Raw genomic sequence first — 15,259 nt, 5'->3', positions numbered from 1 at the left:
CCACGGGCTCGTAGAATCGTCTCCACCATGGCTTACCTCGACCACGCCGCGACCACGCCGATGCTTCCGGAGGCGATCGCGGCGATGACCGCGCAGCTCGCCGTCACCGGCAACGCGTCCTCACTGCACGCTGCCGGGCGCCGGGCCCGCCGTACCGTCGAGGAGTCCAGAGAGACCCTCGCCGACGCGCTCGGCGCACGCCCCAGCGAGGTGGTCCTCACCTCCGGCGGCACCGAGGCCGACAACCTCGCCGTGAAGGGCCTCTACTGGTCCCGGCGCGACGCCGACCCCCGGCGCACCCGGGTCCTCGCCAGCCCCGTGGAGCACCACGCCGTCCTCGACGCCGTGGACTGGCTCGCGGAGCACGAGGGCGCCACCGTCGAATACCTCCCGGTCGACGCGTACGGACGTGTGCACCCGGACGTGCTGCGCGAGGCGCTCGTCCGCAACCCCGACGATGTCGCCCTCATCACCGTCATGTGGGCCAACAACGAGATCGGCACCATCATGCCGATACGTGAACTCGCCGAGGTGGCGGACGAGTTCGACGTCCCCATGCACGCCGACGCGGTGCAGGCGTTCGGGCAGCTGGAGGTCGACTTCGCCCGTTCCGGGCTGGCCGCGATGACGGTCAGCGCGCACAAGATCGGCGGTCCGTTCGGCATCGGCGCGCTGCTGCTCGGCCGCGACCACACCCCCGTACCCGTCCTGCACGGTGGTGGACAGGAGCGGCATGTGCGTTCCGGCACACTCGATGTACCCGCCGTGGCCGCGTTCGCCGTGGCCGGCCGACACGCCGCCGACGGACGCGAGGACTTCGCCCGGGAGATCGGCGCGCTCCGGGACGAGCTGGCCGCCTCCGTGCTGAAGGCCGTGCCCGACGCCATCCTCGGCGGCGACCCGGCTCCCGGCGGCAGGCTGCCCGCCAACGCCCACTTCACCTTCCCCGGCTGCGAGGGCGACTCCCTCCTGCTGCTGCTCGACGCCCAGGGCATCGAATGCTCCACGGGATCCGCCTGCACCGCCGGTATCGCCCAGCCCAGCCACGTGCTGCTGGCCACCGGCACCGACCCCGCGCTGGCGCGCGGCACGCTGCGCTTCTCGCTCGGTCACACCTCGACCCGGCAGGACGTGGAGCAGCTCGCGCGGGCGATCGGTCCCGCGGTCGAGCGCGCCAGGACGGCCGGCCTCAGCTAGCCTCCGCCCCGCCCGTGGACGCCCCGCGCACCAACTTCATGTAGCGGGTCCAGTCCCAGTGCGGGCCGGGGTCGGTGTGGTCCGTGCCGGGCACCTCGACGTGCCCGATGATGTGCTCGCGGTCCACCGGGATCCCGTACCGCTTGCATATCGCCGCCGTCAGTTGGGCGGAGGACTTGTACATCGCCGTGGTGAAGTCCTGCGGGCGGTCCACGAAGCCCTCGTGCTCGATACCGACGCTGCGCTCGTTGAACGAGCGGTTACCCGCGTGGTACGCCACGTCCAGCTCCCGGATCATCTGCGTCACGCGGCCGTTCTGCCCGACGATGTAGTGCGTCGCCGCCTGGTGGGCAGGGTCCTGGAACACACGGACCGCGCTGGCGTAGCTGCCCTGGGTGACATGGATGATCACCCGGTCCACGCCGTAGTCGTCGGGGCGGTCGGCCCGCCGCCAGTTCGCCTCGGAAGCCGCGATCCAGCTTGCGGGGGCGTAGTCCAGCTCACCGGCCTTGCGGGGCTTCTCCACACCCGGCACCCGCCACCAGACGCGCCGGATCTCCTCCACGGCCAGAGCGGCCGTGCCGGCCGCGGCGACCCCGCCGCCGATCAGCAGCGTGCGCCGACTGACGCCGTGACCGGGGCCTTTGCCCGATGATCCGGCACTCCCGTTGTTCCCCATGTGCTCCACAACGCTTATCCGAGAGCATTCGGTTCCCGGGGCCCCGTACTCTGGAGAGGCTATGACTCAGACCTCCCAGCGCCCCCTCCGCGTACTTGCCGCCATGTCGGGCGGAGTCGACTCCGCCGTCGCGGCGGCCCGAGCCGCCGAGGCAGGCCACGACGTGACCGGTGTGCATCTCGCCCTCTCCGCGAACCCGCAGTCCTTCCGTACGGGCGCGCGCGGCTGTTGCACCATCGAGGACTCCCGGGACGCCCGCCGCGCGGCGGACGTCATCGGCATCCCGTTCTACGTCTGGGACCTGGCGGAACGCTTCCGTGAGGACGTCGTGGACGACTTCGTCGCGGAGTACGAGGCCGGGCGCACGCCCAACCCCTGCCTGCGCTGCAACGAGAAGATCAAATTCGCGGCGCTGCTCGACAAGGCGCTGGCCCTCGGCTTCGACGCGGTCTGCACCGGCCACTACGCCACCGTCGTACTGAACGAGGACGGCACCCGGGAGATGCACCGCGCCTCGGACATGGCCAAGGACCAGAGCTACGTCCTCGGCGTCCTGGACGAGAAGCAGCTCGCCCACGCCATGTTCCCGCTCGGCGACACCCTCACCACCAAGGACGAGATCCGGGCCGAGGCCGAGCGCCGCGGCCTGGCGGTCGCCAAGAAGCCCGACAGCCACGACATCTGCTTCATCGCCGACGGTGACACCCAGGGCTTCCTGGCCGGCCGCCTCGGCGGCCCGGCGGAGGGCGACATCCTCGACGAAGAGGGTGCGAAGGTGGGCACCCACGAGGGCGCGTTCGGCTTCACCATCGGCCAGCGCAAGGGCCTGCGCATCGGCCACCCCGCTCCTGACGGCAAGCCGCGCTACGTCCTGGACATCTCGCCGGTGAACAACACGGTGACGGTCGGCCCGGTGGAGGCCCTCGACGTCACCGCCCTCACCGCGATCAAGCCCCGCTGGTGCGGCACCGCACCGTCCGGGCCCGGTAGGTACACCGCGCAGCTGCGTGCTCACGGCGGCGAGACCGAGGTGACGGCGGAGCTGACCGACGGCACCCTGTCCGTCACCTTCGGTGAGCCGGTCCGCGGTGTCGCGCCAGGTCAGGCGGTGGTGCTGTACGACGGCACCCGGGTCGTCGGCTCGGCGACCATCGCGACGACGGTGCGCAAGGAGAAGGCGGCGGCGGCCGGCTGACCGCCGGCCGGGCCGGGTCGCTCCCCTGCGACGACCCGGCCGTTTCGGCGGCCCCTGTCGCACCCGCTAGGACGCCGCCGTACGCAGGGACGAGTACCTGGCGAAGAACTCCGCCAGGACCGGCGCGATCGCGTGCGGTGCCAGCTCGCGGGTCTGGCCGGTCAGGGTGCGGTGCCTGGCGCGGGGGATCGCGGCCGCGAGGGCGAGGCTCGTCGCGCGGGCCTGCCCGGTGCTGAAACCGCCCGTCACCACCAGGGTGCGCGCGGTGACGGATGCCAGTCTCGCGGCGGGGACCGAGCCGTCCCCCAGCAGGGCGTCGTCGTACGCGAGGGTGTGGGCCACCGCTTCCAGGCCGGACCACAGCGGGGCGCGGCGCATGCGGGCGATCGTCTCCTCCGGGACTCCGGTCCGGGACAGATACAGCTCGACGGCGCCGGCCCGGTCGCCGTTCGCCAGCAGCCGGTGCAGCAGCGCCGTGCAGCGGGACTTGTACAGGAGGCCGGTGGCGCCGGGGGTGTACGGCGGGTCGTAGACCGCGAGCAGGTCCACGGGCAGCCCCGCGGCCTGCGCCTCCAGGGCCAGCGCCCCGCCCGACAGCATGCCGAACAGCGAGACGCGCCCGCCCACGACTGCCGCGACCGACGACAGGTCCTCGATCTCGCGGCGGAGAGCGTACGGCCCGCTGTCGCCGCTCGCCCCGCGGCCCCGCCGGTCGTACGTGACGACCGTGAAACGCGGGGCCAGCAGAGCGGCCAGCGGTGCCTCGTCGGCCGCGGTGCTCAGGGCCCCGCCGACCAGGATCACCGGCGGCCCGTCGCCGCGGCGGCGATACGCGATCGACGTGCCGTCACGGGAGAGAGTCTTGTCCATGTGAGGGTGGACTGCCGTGCCCCACAGAACTCATCGCCTCTGCGGAGAAATATTTCTGACGGTCAGTCGGTCACGACATCCGTGGCGTAGAAGCAGAAGTGCCCCTTGATCGAGGCGACTTGTTCCTTCGGTTCCGGATAGGCCCAGACGAGGTCCGCCGCTCCGGGCAGCGACCAGTACGACGCGTCCCCCTTGAACGGACAGTGCGTACGGGTGTCCGAGGGCGACAGCAGGTCGGTACGGACGTCCTCGGGCGGCAGGTAGAAGCGGTCGGGACAGCCCGTCTCGCGCAGCACCAGCGGGCGGCGGCTCTCGGCGAGCACCTGCCCGTCGTGCACCGCACGCACATGCGCGGAGGAGGGTTCGACGGTGATGGTGTGTCCTGTGATGGAGGCCATACCTGCTTCAGCCCCTCGGGAGTCCGGTTTCTTCCCGAGCCGGGGTGCGGCCGTACGGTGTTCGTATGAACATCTGTGTCTTCCTCTCCGCAGCCGACCTCGACGACCGCTACACCGTGCCCGCGCGCGAATTCGCCGAACTGCTGGGAAGGGGCGGACACACCCTGGTCTGGGGCGGGTCGGAGAGCGGCCTGATGAAGGTCGTCGCCGACGGCGTCCAGGAGTCCGGCGGGCGGCTCGTCGGGGTGTCGGTGGACTTCCTGGCGGCGAAGGCGCGGACGAACGCCGACGAGATGGTGATCGCCAAGGACCTGGCCGAGCGCAAGGCGCTGCTCCTCGAGAAGTCCGACGCGATCGTGATCATGGTCGGCGGGACGGGGACGCTCGACGAGGCGACGGAGATCCTGGAGCTGAAGAAGCACGGCAAGCACACCAAGCCCGTCGTGCTGCTGAACACCGCAGGGTTCTACGACGGCCTGCGCCAGCAGTTCCAGCGCATGGACGACGAGGGCTTCCTGCCGGTCCCGCTGACCGAGCTGGTCTTCTTCGCCAAGGACGGCGTCGGGGCGCTGGCCTACCTGGAGGAGTCGGCCGGCCTGCAGTGAGCGGGGCGCGGTCGGCCCTGGAGGAGAAGGCCGGCCTGCGGTGGTGCGAGCATGAGGGCATGCCTACTCATCTCATCACCGGCGCCGGCTCCGGCATCGGCGCGGCAGTCGCCCGCCGTCTCCTGGAGCGCGGCGACGAACTCGTGCTGCTCGCCCGGGACGCGGGACGCGCCAAGGAACTGGCCGCGCTCCACCCCGGGGCCCGCACGCTCGTCGGCGACCTCGGCAATCCCGACCGGCTCTCGTGGGCGTTCGGGCAGCAGCCGATGCCCGAACGACTCGACTCCCTGCTGCACATCGCGGGCGTCGTCGAACTCGGCGCGATCGGCGACCTCACCCCCAAGGCCTGGCACTTCCAGCTCAACGCCAACCTGGTCTCCCCGGCCGAGCTGACGCGTCTGCTGCTGCCGCAGCTCCGCGTCACGCACGGCCACGTGGTCTTCGTGAACTCCGGCGCAGGGCTCGCGGCACACGCCGAATGGGGCGCCTACGCCGCCAGCAAGCACGGGCTCAAGGCGCTCGCCGACTCCCTGCGCCACGAGGAACACGGCAACGGGGTCAGGGTCACCTCCGTCTACCCGGGCCGCACCGCCAGCCCCATGCAGGCCAAGGTCCACCAGCAGGAGGGCAAGGAGTACGACGCCTCGCGCTGGATCGACCCGGAATCGGTGGCCACCACGATCCTGCTCGCGCTCGATCTGCCGAGGGACGCCGAGATCAACGACCTGACGGTCCGCCCCGGCCGCTGAGAGGCTGCCGGGTGGCCTCGGAGAGCCCGCGCCCCGGGGGCCCGTAGGCTTTCCGCGTGAGCGAGAAGAGCGGGTTCAGCGCGAGTGCAGCCACCGGGATCGGGTCCATGCCGGGGGGAGACGCCCGGGAGGCGGCCAAAACCGTCACCGGGTCCTTCGCCGACGGCCAGGGCATGCCGTACCTGGCGGAGCTGCCCGCGCGGGGCCCCGGCGCGGACATGACCGGGCGGACCATCGGTCTGCTCGTCGAGATGTACGGCCACGTCGAGCCCAGCGGCTGGCGGATCAGCGACCGCCCCGGCCGCGACACCCGCCGGGCCCGCTCCTGGCTCGGCGAGGACCTCGACGCGCTGGAGGAGTTCACCCAGGGCTACGAGGGGCTGCTGAAGGTCCAGGCCGTCGGCCCCTGGACCCTCGCCGCAGGACTGGAACTGCGGGGCGGCGAGGCCATGCTGGGTGACCCGGGGGCCTGCCGCGACCTGGCGGGCTCGCTGACCGAGGGGCTGCGCTCCCACCTCGCGGAGGTGCGGCGCAGGGTCCCGGGCGCCCAGGTCGTGCTCCAGCTCGACGAACCCTCCCTGACCGCCGTACTGCAGGGGCGGATCAGGTCGGCCAGCGGCTACCGCACCTACCGTGCCGTCGACCGCCAGGTCGTCGAGGGGACGCTGCGTGACGTGCTCTCGGTGAACGGCGAGGGACTCACGGCCGTCCACTCCTGCGCGCCGGAGGTGCCGTTCGCGCTGCTGCGCCGCGCCGGGGCGGGCGCGGTCTCCTTCGACTTCTCCCTGCTCACCGAGCGTGAGGAGGAGGCGATCGGGGAAGCCGTCGAAGGCGGTACCCAGCTCTTCCTCGGCGTGGTTCCCGGCCTCGACGGCGCCTCGACCGCATTGTCGGACCCGGGCGGTAGCGTCAAGGAGGTCAGGACGTTGTGGAGCAGGCTGGGGCTGAATCCGGGGACTCTCAGCGAGTCCGTCGTGATCACCCCGTCCTGCGGGCTGGCGGGAGCGTCACCCGCGTACGCGCGCGCCGCGCTCGCCCACTGCGCCCGGGCCGCGAGGTCGCTCGCCGACAACCCTGAGTAGCGGGTCGTCGAGGTCGGAAGTCAACGGGGCAACGGAGGAACAGGCGATGGCCGGCGAACAGCAGGCGCAGCAGCTGACCGGTGTGCCGGCGGAGGTGCAGGAACAGCACGCACTTCTCGCCGAGCAGATCGAGGAGCACCGCTTCCGGTATTACGTGAAGGACCAGCCGGTCATCGACGACGCCGAGTTCGACCGGCAGATGCGCGCGCTGGAGGCCATCGAGGACGAGCATCCCGAGCTGCGCACACCGGACTCGCCGACCCAGAAGGTCGCGGGCCCCTACACCACGGAATTCACCTCCGTCGAACACCGTGAGCGCCTGCTCTCCCTGGACAACGCCTTCGACGACGGGGAGCTCGCGGCCTGGGCCGAGCGGGTGGCCAAGGACGTGGGCAGGGGCGGGTACCACTTCCTGTGCGAGCTCAAGGTGGACGGTCTCGCCGTCAACCTCACCTACGAGCACGGCAGGCTGACCCGCGCGGCGACCCGGGGCGACGGCCGGACGGGGGAGGACATCACCCCCAACGTCCGCACGATCGCCGAGATTCCGCTCCGTCTCAAGGGCGACAGCGTCCCCGAGCTCGTCGAGATCCGCGGCGAGGTCTTCTTCCCGATGGAGGCCTTCGAAGGGCTCAACGCCCGGCTGGTCGAGGCCGGCGACAAGCCCTTCGCCAACCCCCGCAACGCGGCGGCCGGATCGCTGCGGCAGAAGGACCCGAAGGTCACCGCCACCCGCCCGCTCCACATGGTGGTGCACGGCATCGGTGCCCGTGAGGGCTTCGACATCGACCGGCTCTCCCAGGCGTACGACCTGCTGAGGGAGTGGGGCCTGCCGACCGCCAGGCACAACAAGGTGGTGCGGTCCCTCGACGAGGTGCGGGAGTTCATCGCCTACTTCGGGGAGAACCGCCAGTCCGTCGAGCACGAGATCGACGGTGTCGTCATCAAGCTCGACGAGATCCCGCTCCAGGGCAGGCTGGGTTCCACCTCGCGCGCGCCACGCTGGGCTATCGCCTGGAAGTACGCGCCGCAGGAGGTCAACACCAAGCTGATCAACATCCGGGTCGGCGTCGGGCGCACCGGCCGGGTCACGCCGTACGCCCAGGTCGAGCCGGTCGAGGTGGCGGGATCGGAGGTCGAATTCGCCACCCTGCACAACCAGAACGTGGTGAAGGCCAAGGGCGTCCTCATCGGGGACACGGTGGTGCTCCGCAAGGCGGGCGACGTCATCCCGGAGATCCTCGGGCCGGTCGTCGACCTGCGGGACGGCAGCGAGCGCGAGTTCGTCATGCCGTCCGAGTGCCCCGAGTGCGGGACGCCGCTGCGCCCCATGAAGGAGGCCGACATCGACCTCCGCTGCCCCAACGCCCGCTCCTGCCCAGCTCAGTTGCGGGAGCGCCTGGCCTATCTGGCCGGCCGTAAGTGCCTGGACATCGACCACTTCGGCTATGTGGCCGCCGCGGCCCTGACCAAACCGCTGGAGCCCGACGAGCCGCCGCTGCTGGACGAGGGGGACCTCTTCGGTCTGACGGTGGAGCAGCTGCTGCCGATCCGGGCGTACGTCCTGGACGCGGACAGCGGACTGCCCAAGCGTGACCCGAGAACGGGCGAGGAGAAGATCGCCACGGTCTTCGCCAACCAGCAGGGCGAGCCGAAGAAGAACGCCCTCGGCATGCTGGAGGGCATCGCGGCCGCCAGGCAGGCCCCGCTCGCCCGGATCCTCACCGGGCTCTCGATCCGGCACGTGGGACCGGTGGCCGCCGTCGAGCTGGCCCGGCAGTTCCGGTCCGTCGACCGGATCGACGAGGCGTCCGAGGAGGAGCTGGCCGCGGCGGACGGGGTGGGGCCCATCATCGCCGCCTCGGTCAAGCAGTGGTTCGCCGAGGACTGGCACCGCGAGATCCTGCGCAAATGGCGGGAGGCCGGGGTCCGGATGGAGGACGAGGGCGCGGGTGAGGAGGAGGGGCCGCGGCCGCTGGAGGGACTCACCGTCGTGGTGACCGGCACGCTGACCGGACACACCAGGGACGGCGCCAAGGACGCGCTCCAGAGCCTGGGGGCGAAGGTCACCGGCTCCGTCTCGAAGAAGACGTCCTTCGTGGTGGTGGGCGACAACCCGGGGTCGAAGTACGACAAGGCGATGCAGCTGAAGGTGCCCGTCCTCGACGAGGACGGCTTCGCGGTGCTCCTCGAACAGGGGCCGGACGCGGCCCGGGAGGCCGCTGTCCCCGCCGAGGCCTGATCGAGGCGCGATCGAGACGCGCGCGACGCGTGGTCATGAGCCAGGGGGGAAGTAAGCGGACGAGGCGGGCAGGAGGGGGGCCGGGAGGCCCGGTCCGGCCCGCCCGCATCACCTGTTCGGCGCATATCAGACAGTCGGGGGTGTCAGGTCCGCATTCGGGCAAGAGCTGCAGAGCGCTGCCCGCGGGGGGCCTCATCGGCCTACTGTTGAACGAGCACCTGCCGTGCCCGGCTGCGTGGTGGGATTTGGTTCGTGGTGGCATGGGGGCGGGGGCCACCGTGAGACATCGGCACCGCCGGCTGTGAGAGGGACGGAATGAAACCGACCGAGAGCGCCGCACCGGTGTCGCGGCTGCAAGGTTTCGTGGGCCTCACGTCCAAAGTGGGCGCCGTAGTCGTGGCGGTCGCCGCGGTGCAGCTCGCGACCGGGTTCTACCGGACCGTCCACGACGGCCACGCGCTCTTCCCCGCCGGCACCGCGGGATGGTCGCTCGCCCTGCTCACCGGAATCATCGTGGGTCATCTGGTCGCCCTCGGGCGGGACCGCTGGTGGGGCGGCACGGGTTCCGGCGCCGCCCTCACCCTCGCGGTCCTGCTCCTCTACGGCTGGGTGGCCGCCGGGCTGGTCAGCCTCGTCGTCGTGGTGCTCGTCGGTACGGCCAGGCGCCACCGGTGGTGGCAGGGGCTCCTGCACGGGGCGGTGGACATACTCGGCATCGGGGCGGCCGCGCTCGTCCTGTCCGCGTTCGGCGAGGTGCCGACCGTCGAGACACCCTGGCGGCCACTCCACTGGGGGATCGGCTCCGTACCGGAGGTGCTGCTCGCCGCCGGTACGTATCTCCTCGTCACCCGCGTCCTGCTCTGGTACGCCAGGGCGTCGCAGACCGGCGGGCTGCCGTCGATCGCCCGCACCGCACTGCTGCGCCAAGGGCTCGTCGCGGTCGCCCTGTTGGGCATCGCGCCGCTGATCTGTGTGGTGGCGTCCGCCATGCCCGTGCTGCTGCCGCTCTTCGCCGTCCCGCTGATCGCCCTGGACTCCACGCTCTGGATCGCCCGCGCACGGGCCGAGGAACAGCTGAGGGATCCGCTCACCGGCCTGCCCAACCGCCAGTGGCTCCTGGAGAGAACCTGGACGGCGCTGGAGGAGGCCGGCAGCACCGGCGCCCGATCCGCCCTCGTCCTCATCGACCTCGACCGGTTCCGGGCCGTCAACGACACCCTCGGCCATCTCGCCGGGGACCGGCTCCTGCTCCAGATAGCGGAGCGGCTGCGGCTCGCCCTGCCGCGCGGTGCGGAGGCCGCGCGGCTCGGCGGCGACGAGTTCGCAGTGCTGCTGCCGACCGCGGACTCGACCACCAGCGCCCAGCGCATCGCCCGCCATCTGGTCGCCGAACTCTCCTCGCCCCTCGACCTCGACGGGCTCACGCTGGTGCTGGAGGCGAGCGCGGGGGTCGCCGTCCACCCCGACCACGCGCTGGATGCCGAAGGGCTGCTCAGGCGGGCGGACGTGGCCATGTACCAGGCCAAGCGGGACCGTACGGGCGTGGAGGTCTACGAGTCCAAGCGCGACAGCAACACCCCGGACCGGCTGGGTCTGCTGGGCGACCTGCGCCGTGCTCTGGACGCCCATGAGGTGGAACTCCACTACCAGCCCAAGGTCCGCTTCGACGGTCAGGTCGCCGGTCTCGAAGCGCTCGTGCGATGGGTGCACCCGGAGCGCGGGCGGGTCCCCCCGGACGAGTTCATCGCGATCGCCGAATCCTCCGGGCTGATGCCCCATCTCACCGAATACGTACTGGAGACCGCTCTGGCCCAGGTGGCGCGGTGGCGGGCGCAGGGGCTGTTCGTCCCCGTCGCGGTCAACGTCTCGCCGCGCGACGTGCACACCCCCGGCTTCGCGGGCAGCGTCGCCGCACGGCTCGCCCGGCACGGTGTGCCGGCCGGTGCGCTGCAGCTGGAGATAACCGAGCACGTCCTGCTGGAGGACCCCCAGCGGGCAGCCGACACCCTGGCGGGGCTGACCGGGCACGGGGTGAAGATGTCCCTCGACGACTTCGGCACCGGCTACTCCTCCCTCGTCCACCTGCGGAAGCTGCCGGTGAGCGAACTCAAGATCGACCGGTCGTTCGTGGCGCGGCTGGCCGTGGACCACGAGGACGCCGAGATCGTCCGCTGCACCATCGACCTGGCCCATTCGCTCGGGCTGATCGTCGTCGCCGAGGGCGTCGAGGACGACGAGACCTGGGAGCGGCTGCGGGACCTGCGCTGCGACGCCGTACAGGGGTGGCTCGTCGCGGCGGCCATGCCACCGCAGGAGACGACGGCCTGGCTGCGGGCACGGGGCGAGCACGGATGGCGGAGGCCGTCCGAGCTGGAAGCCGCGGCAGCGGCGCCGGTGGCGCCCGAGCTGGAGCCCAGGTCCGCGGGGCGCGCGCTGAATCCCGGTCCGGCCACGGCCTGAGGCCCCGGGCGGGCCGGGGCGGTGCGGGCGGAGGCCCACCCGGTGGCCGTTTTGTCCTCAATCGGCGGCCGGGCTCCATCCGCTCGCCGCAGAGGTGTCCGGCGACCCCATAGGATTGGGCCAAAACCACACACCAAACCCTGAGGATCGCTGCATGCCTGGCATCACGCGCGAGGAGGTCGCCCACCTCGCCCGGCTGGCGCGTCTGGAGCTGAAGGGCGAAGAGCTCGAGCACTTCGCCGGTCAGCTCGACGACATCATCGGCGCGGTCGCCCGCGTCTCCGAGGTCGCCGACCAAGACGTACCGCCGACCTCCCACCCGCTGCCGCTGACCAATGTCATGCGGGCGGACGAGGTCCGTCCGTCGCTCACCCCCGAGCAGGCGCTCTCCGGCGCCCCGGCCCAGGAGCAGCAGCGTTTCAAGGTGCCGCAGATCCTGGGGGAGGACTAACAGCCATGACGGACATCAGCACCATCATCAAGCTCACCGCGGCTCAGATCGCCGCGAAGATCGCCTCCGGCGAGCTGACGGCCGTCGAGGTCACCGAGGCCCACCTGGCCCGGATCGACGCCATCGACGAGAAGGTCCACGCCTTCCTGCACATCGACCGCGAGGGCGCGCTCGCGCAGGCCCGCGCCGTCGACGCCAAGCGCGAGGCGGGCGAGAAGCTCGGCCCGCTGGCCGGCGTCCCGCTCGCGCTCAAGGACATCTTCACCACGCAGGACATGCCGACCACCGTCGGTTCGAAGATCCTCGAGGGCTGGGTCCCGCCGTACGACGCGACGGTCACCAAGCGGCTGAGGGCCGCCGACGTGGTCATCCTCGGCAAGACCAACATGGACGAGTTCGCCATGGGGTCCTCCACCGAGAACAGCGCCTACGGCCCGACCGGAAACCCCTGGGACCTCACCCGCATCCCGGGCGGCTCCGGCGGCGGCTCCTCGGCCGCGCTCGCCTCCTTCGAGGCCCCGCTCGCCATCGGCACGGACACCGGCGGCTCCATCCGCCAGCCCGCGGCCGTCACCGGCACCGTCGGCGTCAAGCCCACCTACGGCGGTGTCTCCCGCTACGGCATGGTCGCCTTCTCCTCGTCCCTCGACCAGGGCGGTCCCTGCGCCCGTACGGTCCTGGACGCGGCGCTCCTGCACGAGGCCATCGCCGGACACGACCCGCTGGACTCGACGTCCATCGACGCCCCGGTCCCGCCGGTCGTCGAGGCCGCGCGCAACGGCTCCGTACAGGGCATGCGCGTCGGTGTGGTCAAGCAGTTCTCGGGCGAGGGCTACCAGGCAGGTGTCGTCCAGCGCTTCAACGAGTCGGTCGAGCTGCTGGAGTCGCTCGGCGCCACGGTCGTCGAGCTGGACTGCCCGTCCTTCGATCTCGCTCTTTCGGCGTACTACCTGATCGCGCCGTCCGAGTGCTCCTCGAACCTGGCCCGCTTCGACGCCATGCGCTACGGCCTGCGGGTCGGCGACGACGGCACGCGCTCGGCCGAGGACGTCACCGCGCTCACCCGCGAGGCCGGCTTCGGCGACGAGGTCAAGCGCCGCATCATCCTCGGTACGTACGCGCTCAGCTCCGGCTATTACGACGCGTACTACGGCTCGGCGCAGAAGGTCCGCACGCTCATCACCCAGGACTTCGAGAAGGCCTTCGAGCAGGTGGACGTCATCGTTTCGCCGACGACTCCCACCACCGCCTTCCCGATCGGCGAGCGCGCCGACGACCCGATGGCGATGTACCTCGCGGACCTGTGCACCATTCCGACCAACCTCGCCGGCAACTCCGCCATGTCGCTGCCCTGCGGCCTGGCTCCGGAGGACGGCCTGCCGGTCGGGCTGCAGATCATCGCCCCCGCCATGAAGGACGACCGGCTGTACAAGGTCGGAGCCGCCGTAGAGGCCGCCTTCGTGGAAAAGTGGGGACACCCGCTGCTTGAGGAGGCTCCGTCACTGTGAGTGCAATGACCAAGAAGGCCAAGAACTTCAAGAAGTCCAAGTCCGGCGTGTACCTGTCGCTCGGCACCACCGCCTTCGGCGCGCTGAGCGTCGCGAAGCAGGCCAAGCTCGCCCGTCAGGAGAGCGACACCCTCCGGCTGATCGACGCCGCCGTCTCGGCTGCCGCGATCGTCACCGGTCTGGCGATCCTCTACCGCGAACTCAAGCGTCTCGGCGACGACGACGTCCTGCTGGGCTGAGAGGGAAAGTTTCACCGTGACTGTCATTGACCTGGAGTCGTACGAGGACGCCCTCGCGACGTACGACCCCGTCATGGGCCTCGAGGTCCATGTCGAGCTGGGCACCAAGACCAAGATGTTCTGCGGGTGCTCCACCGAGCTCAAGCAGGACGCCAACTCGCAGACCTGCCCGGTCTGCCTCGGGCTGCCGGGCGCGCTGCCGGTGGTCAACGAGATCGGCGTCGAGTCCGCCATCAAGATCGGGCTCGCGCTGAACTGCGAGATCGCCGAGTGGTGCCGCTTCGCCCGGAAGAACTACTTCTATCCGGACATGCCGAAGAACTTCCAGACCTCCCAGTACGACGAGCCGATCGCCTTCAACGGCTATCTGGACGTCCAGCTGGAGGACGGCGAGATCTTCCGCGTGCAGATCGAGCGCGCCCACATGGAGGAGGACACCGGGAAGTCGACGCACGTCGGCGGTGCCACCGGCCGTATCCACGGCGCCTCCCACTCGCTGCTCGACTACAACCGTGCGGGCATCCCCCTCATCGAGATCGTCACCAAGCCGATCGAGGGAGCAGGCGCACGCGCCCCCGAGGTCGCCAAGGCGTACGTCGCCGAGCTCCGCGAGCTCATCAAGGCGCTCGGTGTCTCGGACGCCCGGATGGAAATGGGCCAGATGCGCTGCGACGTGAACCTGTCGCTGCGCCCGCACGGCCGTGAGGCGTTCGGCACGCGCTCCGAGACGAAGAACGTCAACTCGCTGCGTTCCGTCGAGCGCGCCGCCCGCTTCGAGATCCAGCGCCACGCCGCGGTGCTGAACTCCGGCGGGACGATCGTGCAGGAGACCCGGCACTTCCACGAGGAGGACGGCTCCACCACGGCCGGCCGCATCAAGGACAACGCCGAGGACTACCGCTACTTCCCCGAGCCGGACCTGGTGCCGGTCGCCCCTGCCCGCGACTGGGTCGAGGAGCTCCGCAAGGGACTTCCCGAGCTGCCCCGGCTGCGCCGCAAGCGGCTGAAGGAGGAGTGGGGTGTCAACGAGCACGACATGCAGTCCATCCTCAACGCGGGCGCGGTCGACCTGATCGTCGCCACGACGGACGCGGGCGCCCCCTCGGACCAGGCCCGCAAGTGGTGGATGGGCGAACTCGCCCGTAACGCCAACGAGACCGGCCGCAGCCTGGACGAGCTGCCGGTCACCCCGGCGCAGGTGGCCCGGGTGGCGGAGCTCGTCGCCTCCGGCGACCTCAACGACAAGCTGGCGCGCCAGGTCCTCGAGGGCGTCCTCGCGGGCGAGGGCGACCCGGACACCGTCGTCGAGAAGCGCGGCCTGAAGGTCGTCTCGGACGAGGGTGCGCTGGGCACTGCCGTCGACGAGGCGATCGCGGCCAACGCGGCGATCGCCGACAAGATCCGCGGCGGCAAGGTCGCCGCGGCCGGTGCGCTCGTGGGCGCGGTCATGAAGGCCACCCGCGGCCAGGCGGACGCGGCGCGCGTGCGTGAGCTGATCCTGGAGAAGCTCGGCGTCGAGGGCTGATCCCCGACACGCCCTTGGGGCGGGGGGCCCCCTGTACCGGGGGGCCCCCCCCGGTTGGC

At 71.2% G+C, this 15,259-nt stretch carries 14 protein-coding genes; 11 read left to right on the top strand and 3 right to left on the bottom strand.

Going from position 1 to position 15,259, the window contains the following annotated elements:
* Window positions 1-27 precede the first annotated feature (27 nt).
* Window positions 28-1,197, top strand: a complete 1,170-nt coding sequence (locus tag ACFWFI_RS14460; RefSeq protein WP_387389263.1) for a cysteine desulfurase family protein — start codon at window positions 28-30, stop codon at window positions 1,195-1,197.
* Here ACFWFI_RS14460 and ACFWFI_RS14455 read toward each other — a convergent pair.
* Entirely contained in the window at window positions 1,190-1,876 is a 687-nt protein-coding gene (locus tag ACFWFI_RS14455; protein WP_387389261.1) for an N-acetylmuramoyl-L-alanine amidase, read from the bottom strand. The genes ACFWFI_RS14460 and ACFWFI_RS14455 overlap by 8 nt on opposite strands.
* A 61-nt stretch (window positions 1,877-1,937) precedes the next feature.
* On the opposite strand from ACFWFI_RS14455, the gene mnmA reads away from it, so the two are divergent.
* The gene (gene mnmA, locus ACFWFI_RS14450; protein ID WP_387389259.1) at window positions 1,938-3,071 is read left to right on the top strand and encodes a tRNA 2-thiouridine(34) synthase MnmA; all 1,134 of its coding nucleotides are present in this window, start codon (window positions 1,938-1,940) and stop codon (window positions 3,069-3,071) included.
* 66 nt (window positions 3,072-3,137) lie between these two features.
* On the opposite strand, the gene ACFWFI_RS14445 is transcribed toward mnmA, so the two are convergent.
* Together ACFWFI_RS14445 and ACFWFI_RS14440 are read right to left on the bottom strand one after the other, a co-directional pair.
* A complete protein-coding gene (locus tag ACFWFI_RS14445; RefSeq protein ID WP_387389256.1) occupies window positions 3,138-3,941 on the bottom strand; it encodes an alpha/beta fold hydrolase in 804 nt (267 codons plus the stop codon).
* 62 nt (window positions 3,942-4,003) lie between these two features.
* The gene (locus ACFWFI_RS14440) at window positions 4,004-4,339 is read right to left on the bottom strand and encodes a DUF427 domain-containing protein (protein ID WP_387389254.1); all 336 of its coding nucleotides are present in this window, start codon (window positions 4,337-4,339) and stop codon (window positions 4,004-4,006) included.
* 65 nt (window positions 4,340-4,404) lie between these two features.
* On the opposite strand from ACFWFI_RS14440, the gene ACFWFI_RS14435 reads away from it, so the two are divergent.
* From ACFWFI_RS14435 to gatB, 9 genes are all read left to right on the top strand, one after another.
* The gene (locus ACFWFI_RS14435) at window positions 4,405-4,944 is read left to right on the top strand and encodes an LOG family protein (protein WP_387389252.1); all 540 of its coding nucleotides are present in this window, start codon (window positions 4,405-4,407) and stop codon (window positions 4,942-4,944) included.
* A 59-nt stretch (window positions 4,945-5,003) separates the two neighbouring features.
* On the top strand, window positions 5,004-5,693 hold the full coding sequence (locus tag ACFWFI_RS14430) for an SDR family oxidoreductase (RefSeq protein WP_387389249.1): 690 nt from the start codon (window positions 5,004-5,006) through the stop codon (window positions 5,691-5,693).
* A gap of 56 nt (window positions 5,694-5,749) precedes the next feature.
* Window positions 5,750-6,775: a methionine synthase gene (locus tag ACFWFI_RS14425; RefSeq protein ID WP_387389247.1), complete on the top strand. Its 1,026-nt coding sequence runs from the start codon at window positions 5,750-5,752 to the stop codon at window positions 6,773-6,775.
* A gap of 46 nt (window positions 6,776-6,821) precedes the next feature.
* Window positions 6,822-9,017, top strand: a complete 2,196-nt coding sequence (gene ligA / locus ACFWFI_RS14420; protein WP_387389244.1) for an NAD-dependent DNA ligase LigA — start codon at window positions 6,822-6,824, stop codon at window positions 9,015-9,017.
* A gap of 315 nt (window positions 9,018-9,332) precedes the next feature.
* The gene (locus tag ACFWFI_RS14415) at window positions 9,333-11,477 is read left to right on the top strand and encodes a putative bifunctional diguanylate cyclase/phosphodiesterase (protein ID WP_387389241.1); all 2,145 of its coding nucleotides are present in this window, start codon (window positions 9,333-9,335) and stop codon (window positions 11,475-11,477) included.
* A 154-nt stretch (window positions 11,478-11,631) separates the two neighbouring features.
* A complete protein-coding gene (gene gatC, locus ACFWFI_RS14410; RefSeq protein ID WP_014153935.1) occupies window positions 11,632-11,928 on the top strand; it encodes an Asp-tRNA(Asn)/Glu-tRNA(Gln) amidotransferase subunit GatC in 297 nt (98 codons plus the stop codon).
* Window positions 11,929-11,933: 5 nt separating this feature from the next.
* Window positions 11,934-13,436 (top strand): Asp-tRNA(Asn)/Glu-tRNA(Gln) amidotransferase subunit GatA, encoded by a 1,503-nt coding sequence (gene gatA, locus ACFWFI_RS14405; protein ID WP_387389239.1) that lies wholly within the window; start codon window positions 11,934-11,936, stop codon window positions 13,434-13,436.
* A 5-nt stretch (window positions 13,437-13,441) separates the two neighbouring features.
* Window positions 13,442-13,675: a hypothetical protein gene (locus tag ACFWFI_RS14400; RefSeq protein WP_327122222.1), complete on the top strand. Its 234-nt coding sequence runs from the start codon at window positions 13,442-13,444 to the stop codon at window positions 13,673-13,675.
* Between the two features lie 16 nt (window positions 13,676-13,691).
* The gene (gene gatB / locus ACFWFI_RS14395; RefSeq protein ID WP_387389234.1) at window positions 13,692-15,200 is read left to right on the top strand and encodes an Asp-tRNA(Asn)/Glu-tRNA(Gln) amidotransferase subunit GatB; all 1,509 of its coding nucleotides are present in this window, start codon (window positions 13,692-13,694) and stop codon (window positions 15,198-15,200) included.
* Window positions 15,201-15,259: the final 59 nt, after the last annotated feature.

Source organism: Streptomyces sp. NPDC060209 (assembly GCF_042728155.1).
In the GTDB taxonomy this organism is placed as follows: domain Bacteria; phylum Actinomycetota; class Actinomycetes; order Streptomycetales; family Streptomycetaceae; genus Streptomyces.
The sequence above is the reverse complement of the archived record's forward strand: the minus strand, read 5'-3'. Positions and strand labels throughout refer to the sequence as shown.

Coding starts and splice junctions, on each gene's coding strand:
- ACFWFI_RS14445 (WP_387389256.1), bottom strand. CDS start 3,941: ATGGACAAGACTCTCTCCCGTGACGGCACGTCGATCGCGTATCGCCGC.
- ACFWFI_RS14430 (WP_387389249.1), top strand. CDS start 5,004: ATGCCTACTCATCTCATCACCGGCGCCGGCTCCGGCATCGGCGCGGCA.
- ACFWFI_RS14440 (WP_387389254.1), bottom strand. CDS start 4,339: ATGGCCTCCATCACAGGACACACCATCACCGTCGAACCCTCCTCCGCG.
- ACFWFI_RS14435 (WP_387389252.1), top strand. CDS start 4,405: ATGAACATCTGTGTCTTCCTCTCCGCAGCCGACCTCGACGACCGCTAC.
- ligA (WP_387389244.1), top strand. CDS start 6,822: ATGGCCGGCGAACAGCAGGCGCAGCAGCTGACCGGTGTGCCGGCGGAG.
- mnmA (WP_387389259.1), top strand. CDS start 1,938: ATGACTCAGACCTCCCAGCGCCCCCTCCGCGTACTTGCCGCCATGTCG.
- ACFWFI_RS14415 (WP_387389241.1), top strand. CDS start 9,333: ATGAAACCGACCGAGAGCGCCGCACCGGTGTCGCGGCTGCAAGGTTTC.
- gatA (WP_387389239.1), top strand. CDS start 11,934: ATGACGGACATCAGCACCATCATCAAGCTCACCGCGGCTCAGATCGCC.
- ACFWFI_RS14400 (WP_327122222.1), top strand. CDS start 13,442: ATGACCAAGAAGGCCAAGAACTTCAAGAAGTCCAAGTCCGGCGTGTAC.
- gatC (WP_014153935.1), top strand. CDS start 11,632: ATGCCTGGCATCACGCGCGAGGAGGTCGCCCACCTCGCCCGGCTGGCG.
- ACFWFI_RS14460 (WP_387389263.1), top strand. CDS start 28: ATGGCTTACCTCGACCACGCCGCGACCACGCCGATGCTTCCGGAGGCG.
- ACFWFI_RS14455 (WP_387389261.1), bottom strand. CDS start 1,876: ATGGGGAACAACGGGAGTGCCGGATCATCGGGCAAAGGCCCCGGTCAC.